Source organism: Herbaspirillum sp., assembly GCF_035644555.1.
GTDB lineage: Bacteria > Pseudomonadota > Gammaproteobacteria > Burkholderiales > Burkholderiaceae_D > Herbaspirillum.
This window is the reverse complement of sequence record NZ_DASQOH010000052.1, coordinates 1-21,194: the sequence shown is the minus strand read 5'-3', so window position 1 is coordinate 21,194 and position 21,194 is coordinate 1. Positions and strand designations below refer to the sequence as shown.

The 21,194-nt window shown below is 64.4% G+C and carries 15 protein-coding genes; 7 read left to right on the top strand and 8 right to left on the bottom strand.

Annotated features, from left to right (window positions below):
• The first annotated feature begins 88 nt into the window (after positions 1-88).
• Together VE092_RS13890 and VE092_RS13885 are read left to right on the top strand one after the other, a co-directional pair.
• On the top strand, positions 89-1,561 hold the full coding sequence (locus VE092_RS13890; protein ID WP_324877655.1) for a PLP-dependent aminotransferase family protein: 1,473 nt from the start codon (positions 89-91) through the stop codon (positions 1,559-1,561).
• A gap of 99 nt (positions 1,562-1,660) precedes the next feature.
• Positions 1,661-2,113 carry a carboxymuconolactone decarboxylase family protein gene (locus VE092_RS13885; RefSeq protein WP_324877653.1) on the top strand — a complete coding sequence of 151 codons (453 nt, stop codon included), beginning with the start codon at positions 1,661-1,663 and terminating at the stop codon, positions 2,111-2,113.
• 17 nt (positions 2,114-2,130) lie between these two features.
• Here the strand turns inward: VE092_RS13885 and VE092_RS13880 are convergent, their stop codons facing one another.
• Positions 2,131-2,976: a LysR family transcriptional regulator gene (locus VE092_RS13880; protein ID WP_324877651.1), complete on the bottom strand. Its 846-nt coding sequence runs from the start codon at positions 2,974-2,976 to the stop codon at positions 2,131-2,133.
• A 199-nt stretch (positions 2,977-3,175) separates the two neighbouring features.
• Here VE092_RS13880 and VE092_RS13875 point away from each other — a divergent pair, with 199 nt between their 5' ends.
• From VE092_RS13875 to VE092_RS13860, 4 genes are all read left to right on the top strand, one after another.
• Positions 3,176-3,559: a tautomerase family protein gene (locus tag VE092_RS13875; RefSeq protein ID WP_324877649.1), complete on the top strand. Its 384-nt coding sequence runs from the start codon at positions 3,176-3,178 to the stop codon at positions 3,557-3,559.
• Positions 3,560-3,660: 101 nt separating this feature from the next.
• Positions 3,661-4,791 carry an MBL fold metallo-hydrolase gene (locus VE092_RS13870; RefSeq protein ID WP_324877647.1) on the top strand — a complete coding sequence of 377 codons (1,131 nt, stop codon included), beginning with the start codon at positions 3,661-3,663 and terminating at the stop codon, positions 4,789-4,791.
• 177 nt (positions 4,792-4,968) lie between these two features.
• A complete protein-coding gene (locus tag VE092_RS13865; RefSeq protein ID WP_324878023.1) occupies positions 4,969-5,289 on the top strand; it encodes a DUF1778 domain-containing protein in 321 nt (106 codons plus the stop codon).
• Complete coding sequence (locus tag VE092_RS13860) at positions 5,240-5,737, top strand: GNAT family N-acetyltransferase (RefSeq protein ID WP_324877644.1); 498 nt, start codon at positions 5,240-5,242, stop codon at positions 5,735-5,737. The genes VE092_RS13865 and VE092_RS13860 overlap by 50 nt, the downstream gene beginning before the upstream one ends.
• 141 nt (positions 5,738-5,878) lie before the next feature.
• On the opposite strand, the gene VE092_RS13855 is transcribed toward VE092_RS13860, so the two are convergent.
• The 5 genes from VE092_RS13855 to VE092_RS13835 form a co-directional block, all read right to left on the bottom strand.
• Positions 5,879-7,075, bottom strand: coding sequence for a PLP-dependent aminotransferase family protein (locus VE092_RS13855; protein WP_324877642.1), 1,197 nt, complete (start codon positions 7,073-7,075; stop codon positions 5,879-5,881).
• A 112-nt stretch (positions 7,076-7,187) separates the two neighbouring features.
• Positions 7,188-7,646 (bottom strand): RidA family protein, encoded by a 459-nt coding sequence (locus VE092_RS13850; RefSeq protein ID WP_077238480.1) that lies wholly within the window; start codon positions 7,644-7,646, stop codon positions 7,188-7,190.
• Between the two features lie 161 nt (positions 7,647-7,807).
• Positions 7,808-8,728 (bottom strand): DMT family transporter, encoded by a 921-nt coding sequence (locus VE092_RS13845; RefSeq protein ID WP_324877639.1) that lies wholly within the window; start codon positions 8,726-8,728, stop codon positions 7,808-7,810.
• A 69-nt stretch (positions 8,729-8,797) separates the two neighbouring features.
• On the bottom strand, positions 8,798-9,397 hold the full coding sequence (locus tag VE092_RS13840; protein WP_324878021.1) for a LysE family translocator: 600 nt from the start codon (positions 9,395-9,397) through the stop codon (positions 8,798-8,800).
• Entirely contained in the window at positions 9,397-10,476 is a 1,080-nt protein-coding gene (locus VE092_RS13835) for a threonine dehydratase (RefSeq protein ID WP_324877637.1), read from the bottom strand. Before VE092_RS13835 ends, VE092_RS13840 begins: the two co-directional genes overlap by 1 nt.
• A 180-nt stretch (positions 10,477-10,656) precedes the next feature.
• On the opposite strand from VE092_RS13835, the gene VE092_RS13830 reads away from it, so the two are divergent.
• Positions 10,657-12,153: a PLP-dependent aminotransferase family protein gene (locus tag VE092_RS13830; RefSeq protein WP_324877635.1), complete on the top strand. Its 1,497-nt coding sequence runs from the start codon at positions 10,657-10,659 to the stop codon at positions 12,151-12,153.
• 39 nt (positions 12,154-12,192) lie between these two features.
• Here VE092_RS13830 and VE092_RS13825 read toward each other — a convergent pair whose 3' ends face one another.
• Complete coding sequence (locus VE092_RS13825) at positions 12,193-20,199, bottom strand: calcium-binding protein (RefSeq protein ID WP_324877633.1); 8,007 nt, start codon at positions 20,197-20,199, stop codon at positions 12,193-12,195.
• A gap of 55 nt (positions 20,200-20,254) precedes the next feature.
• Positions 20,255-21,194: ATP-binding cassette domain-containing protein (locus VE092_RS13820; RefSeq protein ID WP_324877631.1), on the bottom strand; the 940-nt coding region annotated here is incomplete at its 5' end.

Here is a 21,194-nt window from a genome sequence, read left to right as displayed (position 1 = left end):
GGTCAATGCGTTCAAAGTAGAAGGAGTTTCATCCTAGCCAGCCGATGGCATAATCGGGAGATCCAAGAAATGACATTTCGACTGGTCCATGATTACCCCGTCCTCCGCCTCCCTGATCACCCTCGACAGCGCCACCGACGAGCCCTACTACCGCCAGATCTACGGGCGCCTGCGTAGCGCGGTGGCAGCGGGGATGCTGCGCCCGGGCGACCGTATTCCCTCGGCGCGGGCACTGGCAGCAGAACTGGGACTGGCGCGCGGCACCGTGGAGACGGCCTATTCGCTGCTGGCGGCTGAAGGCTACGTGGAAGCACGCGGACAGGCCGGCACCGTGATCGCGGCCGGGCTGCCCGCCAGAGCGCCGAACGCGCCCGGCAAACCCCGCCCCATCATTGCCCAGGCAGTACCTGCCGCGCCGCGCTCCCCCATCCTGCCGGAAGACGGCCACGCCGAGGCCCGGGGACCGCGTCCGTTCCAGATGGGCATCCCGGCGCTGGACGCCTTTCCGCGCAAGATCTGGGCGCGCCTGGCAGCGCGCGCGGCGCGTGCCACGCAAGCGGTGGACATGCTCTACCCCTCTCCCGCCGGATTGATGGCCTTGCGCGTGGAAGTTGCGCGTTATCTGCAGCTGTCGCGGGGGCTGGACTGCCGGCCGGAACAGGTCTTCATCACTTCCGGGTATCGCGACAGCCTCAACCTGATCACGCGCACCCTGCTCAAACCCGGCGACAAGATCTGGGTGGAAGACCCCGGCTATGCGCCCACCGGCGCCCTGCTGCGCGAAGCCGGTATGCAGCTGGTGGGGGTACCGGTCGATGCCGAGGGCATGCAGGTGGAGCACGGGCTGCAGCATGCCGCACGCGCACGGGCGGCGGTGGTCACGCCGGCCCACCAGAGCCCCACCTGCGTGGCCCTGTCACTGCCGCGCCGGCTGGCGCTGCTGGAATGGGCGGCACGGCAGCAGGCCTGGATCGTGGAAGACGACTACGACGGCGAATACCGCTACGTCAGCCGCCCCCTGCCCGCCCTCAAGAGCCTGGACCAGGATGACCGCGTGCTCTATGCCGGCACCTTCAGCAAGGTACTGTTCCCGGCCATCCGGCTGGCCTATCTGGTGGTGCCGCGTTCCCAGGTGCAGCGTTTCGAAGACAGTGCCCGGCTGTTTTCCGGGGGCGCGCCGGCACTGATGCAGCATATCGTGGCCGATTTCATGGCTGAGGGGCATTTCGCCCGTCACATCCAGCGCATGCGACGCCTGTACGCACAGCGCCGTACCTTGACCATCGCCGGCCTGGAGGCGGTATTGAAGGCCCATGTCCGCATCGATTCGCCGCCTGGCGGCATGCATCTGCTGCTGCGCCTGCAGGGCCGCCGTTCGGACCGCGTACTGGCCGAGAAGATGCGCCAGCACGGCATGTTCAGCCGCGCCCTGTCGGAATGCCTGCTGGCGCCGCGCCCCGGGGTGGCGCCGATGATCATGCTCAGCTTCACCAATATCGACAGCCGACGCCAGGCCAGTGAACTGGGACGGCGCATCCTGGCGCTGCTGGAGCCGTCCTGACATGGCCTAGTCCGATTCATCATTCTTGGCACTTATCGACTGGGCCATGAGCGGGCATGATGGCGCCTCGTTTCCATCCATCCCAGGAGCCTTGTCGCCATGTCAAACCGAATCGATCTCTACCAGAATGCCACCGTCGCCTACGAAGGCCTGCTGGCAGTGAACCGTCATCTCAAGCAATGCAGCCTGCCGGCAGAGCTGGTGGAACTGGTGTTTCTGCGGGTGTCGCTGATCAACGGCTGTGCCTATTGCATCGATAAGCATTCGCGCGACCTGCTCAAGAGCGGCATGACCATCGACAAGCTGGTGCTGGTGCCGGTCTGGCACGAGGCCGGCAGCCTCTTTACGCCCCGCGAGCAGGCTGCGCTGGCCTGGTCCGAAGTGATGACGCGCATCGGTGAAACGGCGGCGCCGGATGCGGATTACCAGGCGGTGATCCAGCATTTCACGCCCGAGGAGTACAGCGAACTGACGGTCGCCATCGCCCTGATGAATGCCATGAACCGCCTGGCCATCCCGGGCCGCATGCGGCCACAGGCGGCGCGCGCCTGATTGAGGCGACTCCGGGCTCAGGCTGACTTCAGCGCGGCCACCAGCGTGCGCAATGCCGCCTGCGCCCGGGGCTCCCTGAGGCGGGAATGCAGCATCACCTGGGCCAGCGGCAAGGTGGGCAGGCCCAGCCGTCGGCCCACCTCCACCGCCCCTGCCGGCGCGCTGCGATGGAGCAGCGCCGACACTGCCAGGCCCGCGCTCACCGCCGCGCCGACCGCCAGGATGCCACCACCGACGAAGACCTCGACCCAGGCGATACCGGCTTCGTCGAGTCGGCGCAGCGACAATTCACGAATGCGGCAGGTCGAAGAAAAAGTCGCCACCCGCAAAGCAGGCCCGACCCGGCATTGCGCGTCGGGATGGGCAAACCAGCCGATGGGTTCCTGCATGATCAATTCACCGCCCTGGTCCTGCGGCTCGCGACGCACGATGACGGCGTCCAGTTCGCCGCGTTCATAGAGCGGCATGAGGTCGTGCGATGAGCCCACCCTCACCTCCACCATCACGCCGGCATCGTGGGCATGCAGCTGCGCCAGGGCGCGTGGCAGGCCGGCACCGGCCACGTGATCGCTGATACCCACCGAAAAGCGCACCAGCCCCTGCTCCAGCCGGTCCAGGGCGCGTTCGTGCGCGGCCAGCAATTCGCGGGCGGCCGGCAGGAATTGCTGGCCCTCCGCAGACAGGCGTACCAGGCGCGGGGTGCGTTCCAGCAGGCGACGCCCCAGGCGCTGCTCCAGCTTCTTGAGCTTGAGGCTGATCGCCGATTGCGTGCTGTCCAGCACTTCGGCGGCGCGTGTGAAGCTTTGCAGGTCGGCTGCCAGCACGAAGGCTTGTACGGCATCCAGTTCCAGGGGACGGTCCATCGGGTGGGCTCCTCGCATCTGATATCGGGTCGGATTGCTCAATGATTCGAATTTTAAATCATTGAAATTAGCATTCAGCAGTTTTTAAAATGATAGAGGGCGCTTAGCATGCACTGCATGGGTCGCACACGGGCAGGCCTGCCCAGGCGACCCACGGCTTTTCAAGCACTTTCAACCGCCCGATCTCAAGGAGAACACCATGCCCCTGGTCCGCCTTTCCCTGCTGCGCGGCAAGCCCCGCGCCTACCGCGATGCCATCGTCGACAACGTCTACCAGGCCATGCACGAAAGTTTCAACGTCCCCAAGGACGATCTCTTCATGATCGTGAGCCAGCACGAGCCCGAGGATCTCATCTTCGACCGCCACTACATGGGGATGGAGCGCTCGGACGACTTCGTGGTCATCCAGCTATCGGTCAGCAACACCCGCAACCAGGCGCAGAAGAATGCGCTCTTTGCCCGCATCGTCGAGCGCTTGCAGGCCAATCCCGGCATCAGTGCTGACGATGTGCTGATCCATCTGCTTGAAGGTGACAAGGGCAACTGGTCCTTCGGACGCGGGCTGGCGCAGTACGTGCTCTGAGACAGCGCACTTTGCAATGGGGCCGCAAGACATGCGCGTCCCCTGCGCGCCGCGCCGGCTGCTGCTAGGATGTCGTTCCTCCCAGCCATCGCGCCTCTCACATGCCACCTGCGACATCCTGCCGCCATCCGCTTCTGCGCCGCCTCTTCCGCTGTACTGCCGCCCTGCTGCTGGCGGCGGGGTTGACGGCGTGCTCCTCGTCGAGCAAGTACTACGACCCCGCCAAGTCCAACCGCACCGAGACCGGTTTTCGCAACAACTACCCACAGCCGGAGCGTCCCTCCGTCTTGAAGTGGCAATGGGAACGCCTGACCCAGGGCCTGCCCAAGCCGCCCGCCAACGACTACCGCTTCCCGGTGCTCAAACCAGACCTGGCCTGGCTCAAGGCCAATCAGGACACGCCCAGCGTGACCTGGATCGGCCATGCCACGGCGCTGCTGCAGCTGGGTGGCAAGAATGTGCTGACCGACCCCATGTTCTCGGAGCGCGCTTCGCCCTTTACCTTCATCGGACCGCGTCGCAAGGTGCCACTGCCGGTGCAGATCGCGGAGCTGCCGCATATCGACCTGGTGGTGATTTCGCACAACCACTACGACCATCTGGACCGCGCCAGCGTGGAACAGCTGAACCGGCAGGCTGGTGGCCCGCCACTGTTCCTGGTGCCGCTGGGATTGCGCGACTGGTTCATGGCGCTGGGCATCGACAACGTGCGGGAAATGGACTGGTGGGACAAGACGTCGCTGGACAAGCTGGACATCACTTTCGTACCCGCCACCCACTGGTCGGCGCGCAGCCTGTTCGACCGTTCCGAGACGCTATGGGGTGGCTGGGTGCTGCAGGCCGCCGCGCCGGCCCAGACTGACCGCGGCGCACCGTTCACGGTGTATTTCGCCGGTGACACCGGGTATTCGAAGGACTTCCAGGACATCGGCGCACGCTTCCCTCATGTCGACCTGGCGCTGATCCCCATCGGCGCCTACGCGCCGCGCTGGTTCATGCAGGGTCAGCACGTGGACCCGGCACAGGCGGTGCAGATCCACCGGGACGTGCACGCCACACGCTCCATCGGTATTCACTGGGGGACCTTCGAACTGGCCGATGAGCCGCTGGACGAACCACCGCAGGCGCTGGCCAGGGCCATGCAGCAGGCCAATCTGCCGCCGGAGCAGTTCGTTACGCTCAAGCACGGAGAAACCGTAAGGCTGCCAGCAGGCACACCTTCCCAGCGCTGAGGTCGGCGCTTGCTGCCCGACGCGTGAGTGGCGCCATTTTGGCACCATGTTATGATGATGTTCCTTGCCAGTGCTCGTCACGACCAGCGTGTTTGACGAGAAAACACCGGCAAAGTCCATTTCCAACCACGCCAAGGGGTTTCGCAAGCTACCCTGCGCGAGAAAGTGTTGATCACCATGACCGATATCGTTGAAAGGGGCCGGATCACCGCCCGCGTTCCCCAGGCAGTCGAAGCCAAACTACGCGAAGCGGCCGATCTGGTCGGTGCCACGGTCAACCAGTTCCTCGTACAGGCGGCGCTGGAGAAGGCCAATGAAGTGATCGACCGGGAACGCCACATCGCCGTCACGCCACGCGATGCGGTTTTTTTGCTGAACTTGCTTGACGACCCATCGCCGGCCAATGCCAAGCTGATGCGCGCGCGCGAGCGTTATCATCAGGCCCGACATGAACGAGTTCTTCGTAGCGCCGCTCAACAAGACCCTGCATCAGACTGAAGAATTCGACTGCGGCACGCCCGCCCTGAACCACTGGTTGCGTCATATCGCTGGCCAACATCAGGACAAGGGCATTTCCCGGTCGTTTGTGCTGGCCTCGGATCAGCGGCCCGATATCGTCAGCGGCTATTACGCACTGGCCATCCGGCAACTGGTTGCCACGAGCACCCTGCCTACCGATTTTTCGCGGCGCCTGCCCCGGGAAGTCCCCGCACTGACCCTGGCGCGCCTGGCGATCTGCCAATCCTTGCAAGGACGTGGGTATGGGGAATTTCTGTTGTATGACGCCCTCTGGCGTGCCAAGGCCGCCAGTGCCCAGGTCGGCGGCAGCCTGCTCTTCGTGGATGCCAAGGATGCCGATGGCGCCCGCTTCTATGCGCAATATGGTTTCAGGCCCCTGCCCGATTCGCCATTGACGCTGGCCATGCCCTTGTCACAGATTGGGTGATCACCCGCCCCCCCCCACGCAACGCAACGCAACGGAGCAGGCAAAAGAAAAAGGCTGGATCTGCATTTTGCAGTCCAGCCTTCGCTCATCTTGCTGCTCGCCAATCGATGCAGCCGTGAGCCCGTCCGGGCTCGCCTGCCCTTACAGCTTGGAAGCGATCAGCTTGCCCAGGCGCTCCACACCGGCGCGGATCTGTTCCGGCGGCACGGTCACGAAGGACAGGCGCAGGGTGTTCTTCTGCGGCACGTTGGCATAGAACGGCGCGCCCGGGACGAAGGCGACCTTTTCCTGTTCCACGGCTTCATTGAGCAGCGCGCCGGCGTCGATATGCTCGGGCAGCGTGACCCAGATGAACATGCCGCCTTCCGGCTTGCTCCAGAAGCAGCTGGCCGGGAAGTACTGCTGCAGCGCATCCAGCATGGCCTGGCACTGGTCGCCGTAGAGCTGGCGGATGGTCGGCACGTGCTGGTCCAGGAAGCCGTCCTTGATGGCCTCGTACACCACCATCTGCGTCAGTTGCGCAGTGTGCAGGTCGGTGGCCTGCTTGGCCTGTTCCATCTTCAGGATCAGCGGACGCGGTGCCACCACGTAGCCCAGGCGGATGCCGGGGGTCAGTACCTTGGAGAAGGAACCCATGTAGATCACGCCGGCCGGGTTCATCGACAACATCTTGGGCAGCGGTGCGTTGCGATAGCTCAGGGCGCCGTACGGATCATCCTCGATCAGCGGCAGACCCAGGCGGGCACAGGTTTCCACCAGTTTGACGCGACGCTCGGTGGGCAGGGTGCGGCCGGTCGGGTTCTGGAAGTTGGGCAGCGAATACAGCATGCGCGCGCCACCGGCGATGGCTTCGATGGTCTCGGGCTGCAGGCCGAATTCGTCGCTGGGGACCGATTCGAACTGGGCGCCATACAGCGCGAAGGCTTGCAGTGCGCCCAGGTAGCTGGGGGTCTCGACCAGCACCTTGCTGCCTTCGTCGATGAGCACCTTGCCCAGCAGATCCAGGCCTTGTTGCGAACCGGACACCATCAGCACCTGGTCAGGCGTGATCTGGGCGCCGTCGGAAGACAGCGAAGCGGCGATCCATTCACGCAGCGGCAGGTAGCCGTCGGTGGGGCCGTATTGCAGGGCGGTCTTGCCCTGTTGCGTGAGCACGCGGTCGAAGGCGGCCTTCATGTGCTCCACCGGGAAGGTCAGCGGCGACGGCAGGCCTCCGGCGAAGGAGGTGATGTCGGGACGCATGGTCACCTTCAGGATTTCGCGGATGGCCGAGCTCTTCATGGCTTCGGCGCGCTGGGAAAACTGCCATTGCAGTGCTGCGGGATTTGCGAGTTTCATACGGTACCGTGTTCTGTGTCTGTGTGGTTCAGGGTGATCCGGGGTGAATCAGGCCGCGCGCCTCTGCGGATGCTGCGGCCGTGCTGGTCGGCAATTCGACAGTTTCGATGGATCAGGCGATCTCGGCGATCATCTCGATCTCGACGCAAGCGCCCATGGGCAGTTGCGCCACGCCGAAGGCGGAACGGGCATGCTTGCCGGTCTCGCCGAAGACTTCGCCGATCAGTTCCGAAGCGCCGTTGGTCACCAGATGGTGTTCGGTGAATTCGCCGGTGGAGTTGACCAGGCTCATCAGCTTGACGATGCGCTTGACGCGGGTCAGGTCGCCGCCACAGGCTGCCTGCAGGGTGGCGATCAGGTCGATGGCCACGCCGCGCGCGGCCAGCTTGGCGTCGTCGGTGCCGATGTCGCGTCCCAGCTGGCCGACCCATACCTTGCCATCCTTCTTGGCCAGGTGGCCGGAGAGGAAGACGGTATTGCCGGTTTGTGCATACATCACATAGGCTGCTGCCGGGGCGGCCACGGCGGGCAGTTCGATGTTCAATGCTTTCAGCTTTTCATAGACGGACATGCGGTACTCCCTGTTGGACAGCGCCCGCGCGGCTGAGGCCGCAGGCGCTGCGCGTTAAGAAAAATAAGTCGACGATTATCTCAAAATTCCGGGCCTTTAGCCCGGTACAGTCTGAACTATTTCGGCTCGCAACACGGCCACAGCCGCGCCTGCGACGCCCTTCAGCGGCGCACGGCCATGCGCCTGCCGATGGCCACCACCACGATCACCGCCAGCGCAAAGAGCATGTTGCTCGCATCCAGGGCTTCATTGGCGATCACCGCGGCCCCCAGCAGGCTCATGAAAGGTTGCAACAATTGCACCTGACCGACACGGGCAATGCCGCCCAGGGCCAGGCCCTTGTACCAGAAGAAAAAGCCGATGAACATCGAGAACAGCGACACGTAGGCAAACGCCAGCCAGGCCGGCGCCGAGGCGGTGACGCCATATTGCCAGCCCAGCCACAGCGATACCGGCAGCATCACCGGCAAGGCCACCACCAGCGCCCAGGCGATCACGTTCTGGCCGCCCATGGTCTGTGCCAGCCGGCCGCCCTCGGCATAGCCCATGGCCGCCGCGATCACGGCCGCAAAGAGGGCAAAGTCGGCCAGGTGGAAACTGCCACCGCCTTCGTGCAAGGCAAACCCGATCACGATGCCCGAGCCCACCAGCGCCGCCAGCCAGAAGCCGGCCGAAGGTCGCTCGCCGAAACGCAGCGCCCCGAACAGCGCGGTCGCCAGCGGCAGCAGGCCGACCACCACGGCGCCGTGCGCAGCCGGCACATAGCGCATGGCGATCGAGGAAAACAGCGGGAAACCCACTACCACACCCAGTGCCGTGATCACCAGGGCGCGCAGTTGGCTGGCCGTGGGGCGCGGTGCCTTGATCCAGACCAGCAACACCAGCGCGCATACGCCCGCCACCACCGCCCGACCGAAGGCGACGAAGGCCGGATTGAGTTCGGCCACGGCGATGCGGGTAAAGGGCAGCGTGAGACTGAAGATCGCCACCCCGATCAGGCCCAGCCACATGCCGCGACTTTCGTGGCGTGCCGGTACACCGGTCGATGGACTTCCCAGAATGGATTTGCTGCCTGTCTGCATGAAATGCCCCTGTCTGCCTACGCTGTTGTCTTATTGATATAAAAGATTTACCCGCGGCCTGTCGCCGCATTACAGCCAGATCGCCAGCGCCGAATACAGGGTCAGCAGCACCATGGTCGCGGCAAAGCCGATACGCCACAGCGGGCGTTCCAGATAGCGCCGCAATACCGCTCCGGCACCGGCCCAGACCGACACGCAAGGCAGGTTGATGGCGCAGAACACCATGCAGTAGATCAGGATTGCCAGCCATCCGGCATGCTTATGCAGCAACGGCATGAAGGCCGACGCACCGGTGATGGCCATCACCCAGGCCTTGGGATTGGCGAACTGGAACATCGCCGCCGCGCCGAAGGACATGGGCTGCAGCGCCCGCTCGCCAGTGCCCGCCACGCCCATGCGGCGCAATTGCCAGGCCAGGTACAACAGATAGGCGCAGCCAGCCGCCTTGAGCAGCAGCACCACCTGCGGCAGCGCCACCACCAGTTCGCCCATACCGAAAGCGCATACCGCCAGCAGCACGCCGAAGCCGAAGGTGATGCCCAGCATGTGCGGTACCGAGCGACGAAAGCCGAACCAGATCCCCGAGGAGGTCAGCATGATGTTGTTGGGCCCCGGCGTGATCGAGGAAACAAACGCGAACGACATCAGCGGTAGCAGGGCGTCGATGATCATGCAGTTCTCCGCTGCGGGTGTTCCTGGCCCTGCGCCGGCGGCAGCGACACAACCCGCGCCGGGCTCAGCAAGGCATCGGCCACGGCACTGTCGCGGGCCAGCACACGGGCGAAGACGTCATGATCGACGTTGCCGCCGGAGAGCGTGATGCCGATCTTCTTGCCGCGCAGCCGCGCGCGCAGTTGCAAGGCCGCTGCCAGGGCGCAGGCCCCCGCCCCTTCGGCCACATTGTGGGTGGCAATGAAGGCCAGCTTCATGGCGTCCATGACTTCATCGTCGGTGACGGCCACGACCTCGTCCACTTCGGACAGCATCACCTCCAGCGAGGCCTGATCGGGGACCCGACAGGCGACGCCATCAGCGATACAGGTACTGACCGGCGCCTCGATCTTGCGGCCGGCCTCGAAAGACAGCTTGTAGGCCAGCGCGTGGGCGGACACCACACCGATGATGCGGGTCTTCAGGCCCAGTGCATTGCGCGCTGCCACCGCGCCGCACATGCCGGAACCCTGGCCGATGGGGACCAGCACCAGGTCCAGTTCGGGTTGGGCGGCAAACAGTTCCATCCAGTAGGTCGAGACGCCGGCCACCAGGTCGCGGTGAAAGGACGGGATCATGTGCAATTGCTGCTGTTGCGCCAGTTGCTGGGCGTGTTCGCGGCTGTCCTGGAATTCGCGGCCATGTTCGATCAGATCCACGCCCAGGGCGCGCATGGCGGCATTCTTTTCGCGGCTGTTGCCCTCGGGCACGACAATGGTGGCGGGAATGCCGAAGCGGCGCGCCGACAACCCCACCGACTGGCCGTGATTGCCCCGGGTGGCCGAGATCACGCCGGACAGTTGCGGCTGTTGCCGGGCCAGGTGATGCAGATAGACCATGCCACCACGCACCTTGAAGGCACCCGTGGGGGCATGGTTCTCGTGCTTGACCCAGACTTCGGCACCCAGTGCCTGATTCAGCAGCGGCCAGCACAGTTGCGCGGTGGGTGCCATGCCGGCATAGACGATACCGGCGGCCTGTTCGATCTCCATCAGGCTGGGCAACAGGCGGTGGGCGGCGGAAGTGGCTTGGGTCATGATGGTTCTCCTATCGGAATGCAGGTTGCTGGCGACAAGGCCGGGTGGACCGAGGTGGCCCGGATTGGCTTGCTTGTCCCGGCGATACGCTTGCTCTTGTATTGGAAGCCATCCTAGCCGACAATACCGATACAGTACCTGTACACTTTTTCAAATAATCCCAAACATTGTCACGGCAAAATGACCAATACAGTCAAGCAATTGCGCAGCGTCAGACCCGATATGCCTCAGAGCGAGAGCGCCCTCCCCGGCTGGCCGCTGCTGTTGCGCGAGAGTGGCGAATCGCTGGTGGACCAGATTGTGCGCGGCATCCGCGCCCGTATCGACGACAAGCTCTTGCGCAGCGGCGTGCGCATGCCCTCGATCCGGCAGTTTGCCGATGGCAACGAGATTTCGCGCTTTACCGTGGTGGAGGCCTATGACCGCCTGGTGGCCCAGGGCTATCTGGAATCGCGCCGGGGCTCGGGCTTCTACGTCAAGGAGCGCTCGCCCCTGGGCGGCGGCTATGGCAACACCGCTGCCCAGGCCGAAGCCGTGGCCGAGGCCGGGCGGGGGCTGGATGTGGTCTGGCTGGTACGCAACATGTTCCGCCAGATGCCGCCGCACAAGATGCCCGGGGGCGGTCTGCTGCCGCCGGACTGGCTGGATGGCGAACTGATCGCCAACGCCCTGCGTGCCGTCAGCCGCGACAATCCGTCCCTGCTGCTGGGCTATGGGACGCCGCTGGGTTTCCTGCCGCTGCGCCAGCAGTTGCAGCTGAAGCTGGCGGAGCTGGAAATCGCCGCCGCCCCCGACCAGATCGTGATGACCACGGGCGTGACCCAGGGCCTGGACACGGTGGCGCGGCATTTCCTGCGCCCGGGCGATGTGATCTTCGTCGATGATCCGGCCTGGTTCCTGATGTTCGGCTCCTTCGCTGCACTGGGCGCCAAGATCGTGGGCATCCCGCGCCTGGGCGACGGCCCCGACATCGCGCGCCTGCGCGAGCTGGCGTCAATCCACAAACCCAAGCTGTACGTGATCAATTCGGTGCTGCACAACCCGACCTCGACCTCGCTGTCGGCGGCCAAGGCCTTCCAGGTCCTGCGCATCGCCGAGGAACACGATTTCATCATCGTCGAGGATGACATCTACTGCGACATGCATCCCGGTTCGGCGGTACAGCCGGCGACCCGCATCGCCGCCCTGGACCAGCTGCAGCGGGTGATCTACCTGGGCGGTTTTTCCAAGACCTTGTCGGCCAACCTGCGGGTGGGCTTTATCGCCACCTCGGCCGAACTGGCGCGCAGCCTGGCCGACCGCAAGCTGCTCTCGACACTGACCACCGGCGAGATCGGCGAACGCGTGGCCTACAAGGTGCTCTCGGAGGGGCATTACCGCAAGCATGCCGAACGGCTGCGGGCGCGGCTCAATGGCGCGCGCGACAAGGTGATGCGCCAGCTGGAACGCATGGGCATGGAAATCGGCGATCCGCCGCCCTGCGGGATGTTCCTGTGGGTCGATGCCGGGCGCGACACCAATGTCATGACCGAGGAGGCGATGGAACAGGGCTTCCTGCTGGCACCGGGCAGCCTGTTCTCGCCTGCGCAGCTGCCCTCCACGCGCATGCGCATCAACGTGGCCAGCATGTCCGACCCCGGCATCTGGCGCTTCCTGGAAAAGGCGATGGCGCGCTGAGCCCCCTCGTCCACCCTGGCCGCCCTGACCACCGGTAGGTCAGGTGGTCAGGTGGATGCGCGCCACTTCCTGGTTGCTGGCATTGTAGAAGGCATAGTCGGTGGTGCCGGGGAAGTAGACGTAATGGTCCGAACCATTGGCCATGATCTGCAAGCTTTCGCTGCCGCTCATCTTCACTGTCAACAGGTGCGAGGTGGCACCGCTGACCATGCCCATGTTGATCACGTCCTGGGCCGTGATGATGATGTTGGTACCATTGCCGGCGCTGACATCGAGGGTGGTGATACCGGTGACCTTGCTGGAGAAGTTGCTCAGGTTGAGGGTATTGCCCAGGTCGGCAAAATGCAGCGTCGTCACCCCGGCCACGCCATTGATGGAATCGATGTTGGAGGTGCCGGTGTTTTTGTTGACCATGTCGCTCTGCGCCCCGGCGGTACTGCCCAGGCCGGCGCTGACATTGATCAGGTTGGTGCCGCTGCCCACCGTCACCGAATTGTGCCCGCCCTCGACCACGTTGAAGATATCGGTGCCGGAACTGGCACCACCGCCCGTGAGGATGTTGGTGGTAGCGTTGCCACGCGCGGTCAGGGTATTGGCACCGGCGTTGCCGATGAGCTCGCTGGCGACGGTTAAACTGCCCTCCAGGTTGGAAATGCCGATATAGCTGTCGCCGTTGGCATCGCCCAAGCTACCGCCGGCGGACAAGTCGGCCTTGATCGGCCCGCTGGTCGAATACAGGTAGCTGACGGTATCGCTACCGCCCGTGCCACCATTGAAGACATTGGCTACGCTGCTGGCATAGAAGGTATCGTCGCCGGCGCTGCCGGTGACGTTCTGGATGTTGACGTAGGTGTCGTTGGCAGCATAGCCATTGGCACCCGTGCCGTGGAACAGGTCCACCGTCACGCCCGCCCCGCCGGAACGCGCATAGTTGACCGTATTGTTGCCGGCGCCACCGTCGAAGGCGTTGGTGGCGGCACTGGCATAGAAGGTGTCGTTGCCGGAACCGCCGATCAGGTTCTCGATATTGCTGAACTTGTCGCCGAGCGCATAGAGGCCGCTGGCGGCCAGCGTATTGGTCAGGTCCACCGTCACGCCACCGGTATCGAATTCATAGCTCACCGTATCGACGCCGGCACCGCCATCGAAGTTGTTGGCCTGGGTGCTGGCCTTGAAGAGGTCGTTGGCGCCGCTGCCGATCACGTTGTCGATGTTGACCAGGATATCGCCCTGGGCGTCGCCGCCGGTACCGGTGCCGTTCTTCAGGTCGATGGTCACGCCCAGCGTCGAGCCGGCGTAGGACGCGAAGGTCGAACCCCGGTTGCCGACCACCGCGGTGATGCTGTCGGCACCCGCGCCGCCTTCCAGCACCGAGCGCGTACCGGGGGTGGAGAATCCCTTGAGCACGTCATTGAAGGCACTGCCCACCACGTTCTCGATATTGGTGTAGGAGTCGCCGGCGGCATAGTTGCCGCTGCCGGTACCGGTGGCCGTGGACAGGTCCACATTCACGCCGTTGGTGCCGTCGCTGCTGGTGGAGAGCGAATAATTGACGGTGTCCGAGCCGCCGGTACCGCCATTGAGGATGTTGACTGCAGCGCTGGCCAGGAAGGTATCGTCGTTGTTGCTGCCGATCACGTTGTCGATGTTGAACAGGGTATCGCCCTGGGCATCCCCCCCGGTACCGGTCCCGTTCTTCAGGTCGATGGTCACGCCGCTGGACGACCCGGCATAGGACGCATAGGTGTAGGCGCGATTGCCGAGGTCGGCGGTGATGCTGTCGGCACCCTTGCCACCGGTCAGTACCGACATCACGCCGACCGTGGAAAAGCCGGTCAGGGTATCGGCCCAGTCGCTGCCGATGACGTTCTGGATGTTGGCATAGGTGTCGCCCTGGGCGTAGTTGCCCAGACCGGTGCCACTGGTGAGGTTGACCGTCACGCCGGTGGCGTTGTTGCTGCTGGTGGAACCGGCATAGCTGACCGTGTTCGACCCGGCTCCGCCATCCAGGAAGTTGGCCGCCGCGTTGGCCACGATGGTGTCGTTGCCACTGCCACCGGTCACGTCCTGGATGTTGGCATAGGTATCGCCATTGGCCAGGCTGCCGGTGCCCCCCGAACCGCTGCCGCTGAGCAGGTTGATGGTTTCGTTGACGGTCGAATTGGCATAGCTCACGCGATTGTGCAGCGAGCCGGTCCCACCGTCGAGGAAGTTGGCCGCGGCGCTGGCCACGAAGACGTCATCGGCGGACCCGCCGGTGGCGTCCTGGATGTTGGTATAGACGTCGCCGTTGGCCAGGCTGCCCGTGCCGCCGCTGCCCGTGCCATTGAACAGGTTGATGGTTTCGGAGACGGTGGAAGTGCTGTAGTTGACGCGGTTATGGTTGCCGCCACCGCCATCGAAGTTGTTGGCAGCGGTGTTGCCGTAGAAGGTGTCGTTGCCGCCCCCGCCGGTGATGTCCTGGATGTTGATGTAGGTATCGCCATTGGCCAGGCTGCCGGTGCCGCCGCTGCCCAGGCCGCTGACCAGGTTGATCGTTTCGTCGACAGTGGAATTGGTGTAGCTCACGCGATTGTGCAGCGAGCCGGTGCCGCCATCGAAGAAATTGGCCGCCGCGCTGGCGATGAACACGTCGTCGGCGGTACCGCCGGTCACATCCTGGATGTTGGCATAGGTGTCGCCGTTGGCCAGGCTGCCGGTGCCACCGCTGCCGGTGCCGTTGAACAGGTTCACCGTCTCCGACACGGTGGAACTGCTGTAGTTGACCCGGTTGTGGCTGCCGCCACCACCATCGAAGCTGTTGGCGGCGGTGTTGCCGTAGAAGGTGTCGTTGCCGCTGCCGCCGGTGGCGTCCTGGATGTTGGTGTAGGTGTCGCCATTGGCCAGGCTGCCAGTACCACCGGAACCGGTGCCGCTGATCAGGTTGACCGTTTCATCGACGGTGGAATTGGTATAGCTCACACGGTTGTGGGTACCGCCACCACCATCGAAACGATTGGCCGCCGCGCTGGCGACGAAGGTGTCGTTGCCGCTGCCGCCGGTGACGTCCTGGATATTGGCATAGGTGTCGCCATTGGCCAGGCTGCCGGTGCCGCCACTGCCGGTGCCATTGAACAGGTTCACCGTTTCGTCGACGGTGGAATTGGTGTAGCTGACCCGGTTATGCAGCGAACCCGTACCACCATCGAGGAAGTTGGCCGCCGCGCTGGCGATGAAGACGTCATCGGCGCTGCCGCCGGTGGCATCCTGGATATTGGTGTAGGTATCGCCATTGGCCAGGCTGCCGGTGCCGCCACTGCCGGTGCCGCCGAACAGGTCGATGGTCTCGGCCACCGTCGAGGTGGTGTAGTTGACGCGGTTATGGCTGCCGCCCCCGCCATCGAAGCGGTTGGCGGCAGTATTGCCGTAGAAGGTGTCGTTGCCGCCACCTCCGGTGATGTCCTGGATGTTGATGTAGGTGTCGCCGTTGGCCAGGCTCCCTGCGCCGCCGCTGCCCGTGCCGCTGACCAGGTTGACGGTCTCGTCGACCGTGGAATTGCTATAGCTCACGCGGTTGTGCAGCGAGCCGGTGCCACCATCGAAGAAGTTGGCCGCCGCGCTGGCGATGAACACGTCGTCGGCAGTGCCGCCGGTCACGTCCTGGATATTGGCATAGGTATCGCCATTGGCCAGGCTACCGGTGCCGCCGCTGCCGGTACCGTTGAACAGGTCCACGGTCTCCGACACCGCAGAGCTGCTGTAGTTGACCCGGTTGTGCAGGCCCCCACCCCCGTCCAGGCGGTTGGCGGCGGCATTGCCGTAGAAGGTATCGTTGCCGCTGCCGCCGGTGACGTCCTGGATGTTGGCATAGGTATCGCCATTGGCCAGGCTCCCGGTACCGCCGCTGCCCGTGCCGCCGACCAGATTGACGGTCTCGTCGACACTGGAATTGGCATAGCTCACACGGTTGTGGCTGCCGCCACCGCCGTCGAAGAAGTTGGCGGCCGCACTGGCCACGAAGATATCGTCGGCGCTACCACCGGTCACATCCTGGATGTTGGTATAGGTATCGCCATTGGCCAGGCTCCCGGTGCCGCCACTGCCCACGCCATTGAACAGATCCACGGTCTCGGACACCGTGGAATTCTGGTAGCTCACGCGATTGTGCGAGGCCGCCGTGCTGGCACCGCCATCGATGTTGTTGGCGGCGGCGTTGGCGATGATCAGATCGTCGCCGGAGCCGCCGGTGACGTCCTGGATGTTGGTGTAGGTATCGCTCTGGGCATAGGTACCGCTGCCGCCACCGGTAAACAGGTTGATGGTTTCGCTGCTGGTGGAATGCGCATAGCTGACACGATTGTGCAGCGAGCCGCCACCGTCGAAGTTGTTGGCCGCCAGGCTGGCCACGAAGGTATCGTCATAGATGCTGCCGGTCAGGTCCTGGATGTTGGAGAGCTTGTCGCCGGCCGCATAGCCGCCCGAGGTGCCGGTACCGTTGGTATAGCTCAGGTCCACCGTCACGGCGGCATCCGAGCTGGCATAGCTGACGCGGTTGTGGGATGTGGCCGTGCTGGTGCCGCCGTCGATGCTGTTGGCTTCAGCGCTGGCGATGATCAGGTCGTCCTGGGACGAACCGACCACGTTCTGGATGGCGATGTAGCTGTCGCCGGCGGCAAAGCCGCCGCTGCCGATACCGCTGACCAGATTGACCGTCACCGCCCCGGTCGAGAAAGCGTAGCTGACCGTATTGGACCCCAGACCGCCATTGAAGACGTTGGTGTTGTTGTCGGCGATGAAGGTATCGTCATAGGCGCTGCCAATGACATTCTGGATGCCGCTGTAGGTGTCACCCGCAGCGAAGCCGACACTGCCGGTACTGTGGAACAGGTCCACCGTGACGCCGTTGCCATCGCTGGCCTTGGCATAGCTGACCGTGTTGTTGCCGGCGCCACCGACGAAGGCATTGGCGGCCAGATTGGCGATGAACAGGTCATTGTAGTCGCTGCCGATGACGTTCTGGATATTGACGTAGGTATCGTTGTCGGCATAACCGCCGCTGCCGCTGCCTTGCACCAGGTCCACCGTGACGGCGCTGCCGGAACGGGCATAGCTCACCGTATTGGAACCGGCGCCCCCATCGAAGTTGTTGGCCGCCAGGCTGGCCACGAACAGATCGTTGCCGGCACCGCCGGTGAGGTCCTGGATATTGACCAGTTTGTCGCCCTGGGCATAGCCGCCGGAGGTGCCGGTGCCGTCGGCATAGTTCAGGTCCACCGTCACGGCGGCACTGGAGGCTGCGTAGCTGACCCGGTTGTGGGTCGATCCGCCACCGTCGAAGCTGTTGGCCGCGGCGCTGGCCACGAAGGTATCGTCGTAGACGCTGCCGATCAGGTTCTGGATATTGGTGAAGGAGTCGCCCGCCGCATAGTAGCCGCCGGTGCCGGTACCGATGGTATTGGTCAGGTCCACCGTGACGCCGCCGGTCGAGTAGATGTAGCTGACCGTGTTGGAACCACCCTGGCCATCGAAATTGTTGACATCGGCACTGGCGATGAAGGTGTCATCGTAAGCGCTGCCGATCAGGTTCTGGATGTGTGCCAGCACGTCACCCTGGGCATAGCCGCCGGAGGTGCCGGTGCCGTCGGTGTGGGTCAGGTCCACCGTCACCGCGCTGTTGGAAGACGCGTAGCTGACGGTATCCGACCCGCCCAGGCCACCATTGAAATTGTTGGCCCCGGCGCTGGCAATGAAGGTGTCGGAATACGAGCTGCCGACGATGTTCTGGATGTTGGCGAAGCTGATGTTCTGCGCATACCCACCGCTGCCCAGCTGGGTGATCATGTTGATGCTGACCGCGCCGGTGGAGGCGCCGAAATTGAGCGTGTCGGAACCGCCGCTGCCGCCATCGATGTGACGGGTGTCCACGCCCACGATGAAGACGTCGTCGTAGGCCGAGCCGATGGCATTCTGGATATGGTTGTAGCTGTCGCCGTCGGCATAGCCGCCGGTGCCGCGGCCGGAAACGAAGTTGACCGATACGCCGGCAGTGGAGCCGGCATAGCTGACCGTGTCGTTGCCGCCGGTGCCACCATCGAATGTATTGACGTCCACGTTGCCCACGAAGGTATCGTCATAGGCGCTGCCGATGACGTTCTGGATGCGGAGGTAGCTATCCCCTGCGGCCGCGCCGCCGCTGCCCAGCCCGCTGAGCAGGTTGACATTGACGCCGGCGTTGGAGTTGGCGTAGGACACGGTGTTCGAACCCAGCCCGCCATCGAAACGGTTGGCGTCGCTGCTGGCCACGAAGAGATCGTTGTAGTCGCTGCCGACGGCGTTCTGGATATGGGTATAGGTATCGCCCTGGGCATAGCCGCCGGCACCGGTGCCGGTCACCAGGTTGACTGTCACGGCCGCATTCGAGGACACGTAGGACACCGTATCGGAACCCCCACTGCCGCCATCCAGGCGGTTCACCAAGCCATTGGCCACGAAGGTATCGTTGAAGGCGCTGCCGCGCAGGTTCTGGATATTGGAGAGCTGGTCGCCCTGGGCGTCACCACCGCTACCCAGGCCGGTCACCAGGTTGACCGTCACGCCGGCACTGGAGCCGGCGTAGCTGGCCGTGTTGACGTTGGTACCGGTGCTGTTGACCCCGCCCACCAACTGGTCAGCGCCGGCACCGCCCTGGAAGAAGGTATTGCCACTGCCGCCGTAGATGATGTCGTTGCCGCTACCGCCATAGAGCAGGTCATTGGCATTGCTGCCATAGATGGTGACGCCGCCGTCGCCGGCGTGGACTTCATGCGGCTGCCCCTGCGCCGGCAGCACCAGCACCGGATCGCCGGTGGCTGGATCGAGATAGCTCAGGTCGCCATAGACGGTGGCATCCTTGACTGCGACGTGGCGGGTATCGATCAGGGTCTGCGGGCCGCGCGAGGTCGAGACGGTGGTGGTGAAGGTGAGATCGAAGGCCTGGTGCACCGGCGAGGACGCGTTGGCTTCGACCGTGTTGTACTGCAACTGCATCGGAAAATCGGTCTGTCCGGCCGCCACCGTCATCTCGTAGCGACCGCCACCGAGATCGGTGGCGTTGACGATGGACATGTTGGCCGGCACGCCCGAGACGATCACCGAGACCACGTTGCCGTTGCCGGTGATGGTGACGTCGAATACCTTGATGAAGGTGCCCGTGTTGTTGCCGGCGGCATAGATGGTGTGTACATCGTTGCCGGCATTGATCACCTGGGTGCTGAACTGCAGCGGCAGGCCGGCATCGGTGGCCGATTGCGGGATGCCGCCGCTGCCGTAGAGCACGTCGCCGGTCTGGGTGACGGTCGCCAGGTTGACCAGCTTGATGGCCATGGCCGGCTGCGAAGGATCGGCCTGGATCGGCGGCGTGGGGATCGAGCCCGGCCGCTCCGGCGGCAACTGGGGCTCGGCCGGCTTGATCGGGGCATCGTTGGCGCTGGGATTGATCGGCGGCGAGAACACCGGCGGCGTATTGGCCGTCAGGTTCTGCGATGCCGCTGCGGTGGCACCCACCGTCGTGTGGGTGGTGTCGCCGCCCACTACCGCGCCGGCCGAACCACCGGTCTTGCTGGTGCCGCTGCTGCTGGTGAGCGAGGCCGAGTTGTCGCTGATGATCTGGGAGAACTGGCTGCCGCCATCGTTGCCGATGCTGGCCGCGTTGCGGTCGACCGTGACCTGCTGGGCCGGTGCCACGTTGGGCGGCGACATTACCGGATCGGAGTTGAGGATGCGCGACTGGTCATTGGGCTTGAGTGCGATCTTGCCCACCGAATCGAGCAGCTTGCCGGTATCGGCACTGATATCGGCGAACTTGACCTTGGACTTGTCGTCCATCGCCTCCATGGCACCGCCGGCCAGCACCACCTTGGTGCCATCGGCCATGTGCAGCACCATGTCCACATCCACCACCTGTACGTGCTGCACGGCGGCGCGGTTGACGTTGACCTGGAAGCTGCCGGCCTGGTCGGGCATCACCACCCGTACCGGGCCGGTGACCTTGTCCGCGGAGTTCGCTTGTGATGAGCTTGCGGTTGCCATGTTTCCTCGCTATCGAAGATCGGTTCGAATCGGGTTCACCGTGCACTGCACGGTGTTACTGCAAAATCTGGGCCCGCGGCCCGTCGGCTACAATGCGACCGCCATCGATGACGACGATGCGGTCCATGTGCTGCAAGAGCGCGGGGCTATGGGTCGCCACCACCAGCGTGCGCGGGCCGGCATAGGCCACCAGTCGCTCGATGATGCGGGCCTCGGTCTGCTGATCCACGCCGGTGGTGGGCTCGTCCAGCAGCAGGATGCGCGGCGTGCTGGCGACCACCCGCGCCAGAGCCACCATCTGGCGCTGGCCACCGGACAGATTGCCCGGTGCCTTGAGGACCTGGTCCAGCCGCAGTTCGCCCCGCGCGATCAGGTCGTCCAGAGAGGACACGGCCAGAGCCGCCTCGTACACCTGCCCCGGCACCCGGTCGCCGACGAAGATATTGGCCGCCACCGTGCCATCGAAGAGGAAGGGTTCCTGTGGCTTGAAGCCGATGCAGCGCATGCGCACCTCGGGCGCATAGGCGGTCACGGCCACGCCGTCGATGAGCACATGGCCTTCGTCGGGATGATGCAGGCCGGCCAGCGCACGCAGCAGCGTGGACTTGCCGGAACCGGAGCGGCCGACGATGCCGACCTTCTCGCCCGGCTGCACGGTCAGGGAGACATGCTTGAGGGTCGGGGTTTCCTTCCTGTCCAGGTGCAGCAGCAGGTTGCCGACCTGGATCAGGCCGCGCATTTCCTGGCGCAGCACGTCGGCACCGGCACTTTCCGGCTGCGCCTCGAACAACTGATCGAACTCTGCGCGGGCGCGGCGGAACATCTCGATACGTCCCAGCAGTGCCGCCAGCGAAGACAGCACCGTGGTGGCGCGGCTGATCAACAGCGAACAGGCGATCAGCGCGCCCACCGTCAGCAGGTTGTCTTCCACCAGATACACGCCCACCACCAGGGTGGCGACCGCGATGAAGGTATAGCCCACGCTGGAGACGGCA

Bases quoted from the DNA above. Each gene is read 5' to 3' on its own strand.
- VE092_RS13835 (WP_324877637.1), bottom strand. From the start codon at position 10,476: ATGACCCAAGCCACTTCCGCCGCCCACCGCCTGTTGCCCAGCCTGATG.
- VE092_RS13855 (WP_324877642.1), bottom strand. From the start codon at position 7,075: ATGAAACTCGCAAATCCCGCAGCACTGCAATGGCAGTTTTCCCAGCGC.
- VE092_RS13860 (WP_324877644.1), top strand. From the start codon at position 5,240: ATGAACGAGTTCTTCGTAGCGCCGCTCAACAAGACCCTGCATCAGACT.
- VE092_RS13880 (WP_324877651.1), bottom strand. From the start codon at position 2,976: ATGGACCGTCCCCTGGAACTGGATGCCGTACAAGCCTTCGTGCTGGCA.
- VE092_RS13850 (WP_077238480.1), bottom strand. From the start codon at position 7,646: ATGTCCGTCTATGAAAAGCTGAAAGCATTGAACATCGAACTGCCCGCC.
- VE092_RS13870 (WP_324877647.1), top strand. From the start codon at position 3,661: ATGCCACCTGCGACATCCTGCCGCCATCCGCTTCTGCGCCGCCTCTTC.
- VE092_RS13865 (WP_324878023.1), top strand. From the start codon at position 4,969: ATGACCGATATCGTTGAAAGGGGCCGGATCACCGCCCGCGTTCCCCAG.
- VE092_RS13890 (WP_324877655.1), top strand. From the start codon at position 89: ATGATTACCCCGTCCTCCGCCTCCCTGATCACCCTCGACAGCGCCACC.
- VE092_RS13885 (WP_324877653.1), top strand. From the start codon at position 1,661: ATGTCAAACCGAATCGATCTCTACCAGAATGCCACCGTCGCCTACGAA.
- VE092_RS13875 (WP_324877649.1), top strand. From the start codon at position 3,176: ATGCCCCTGGTCCGCCTTTCCCTGCTGCGCGGCAAGCCCCGCGCCTAC.
- VE092_RS13825 (WP_324877633.1), bottom strand. From the start codon at position 20,199: ATGGCAACCGCAAGCTCATCACAAGCGAACTCCGCGGACAAGGTCACC.
- VE092_RS13830 (WP_324877635.1), top strand. From the start codon at position 10,657: ATGACCAATACAGTCAAGCAATTGCGCAGCGTCAGACCCGATATGCCT.
- VE092_RS13845 (WP_324877639.1), bottom strand. From the start codon at position 8,728: ATGCAGACAGGCAGCAAATCCATTCTGGGAAGTCCATCGACCGGTGTA.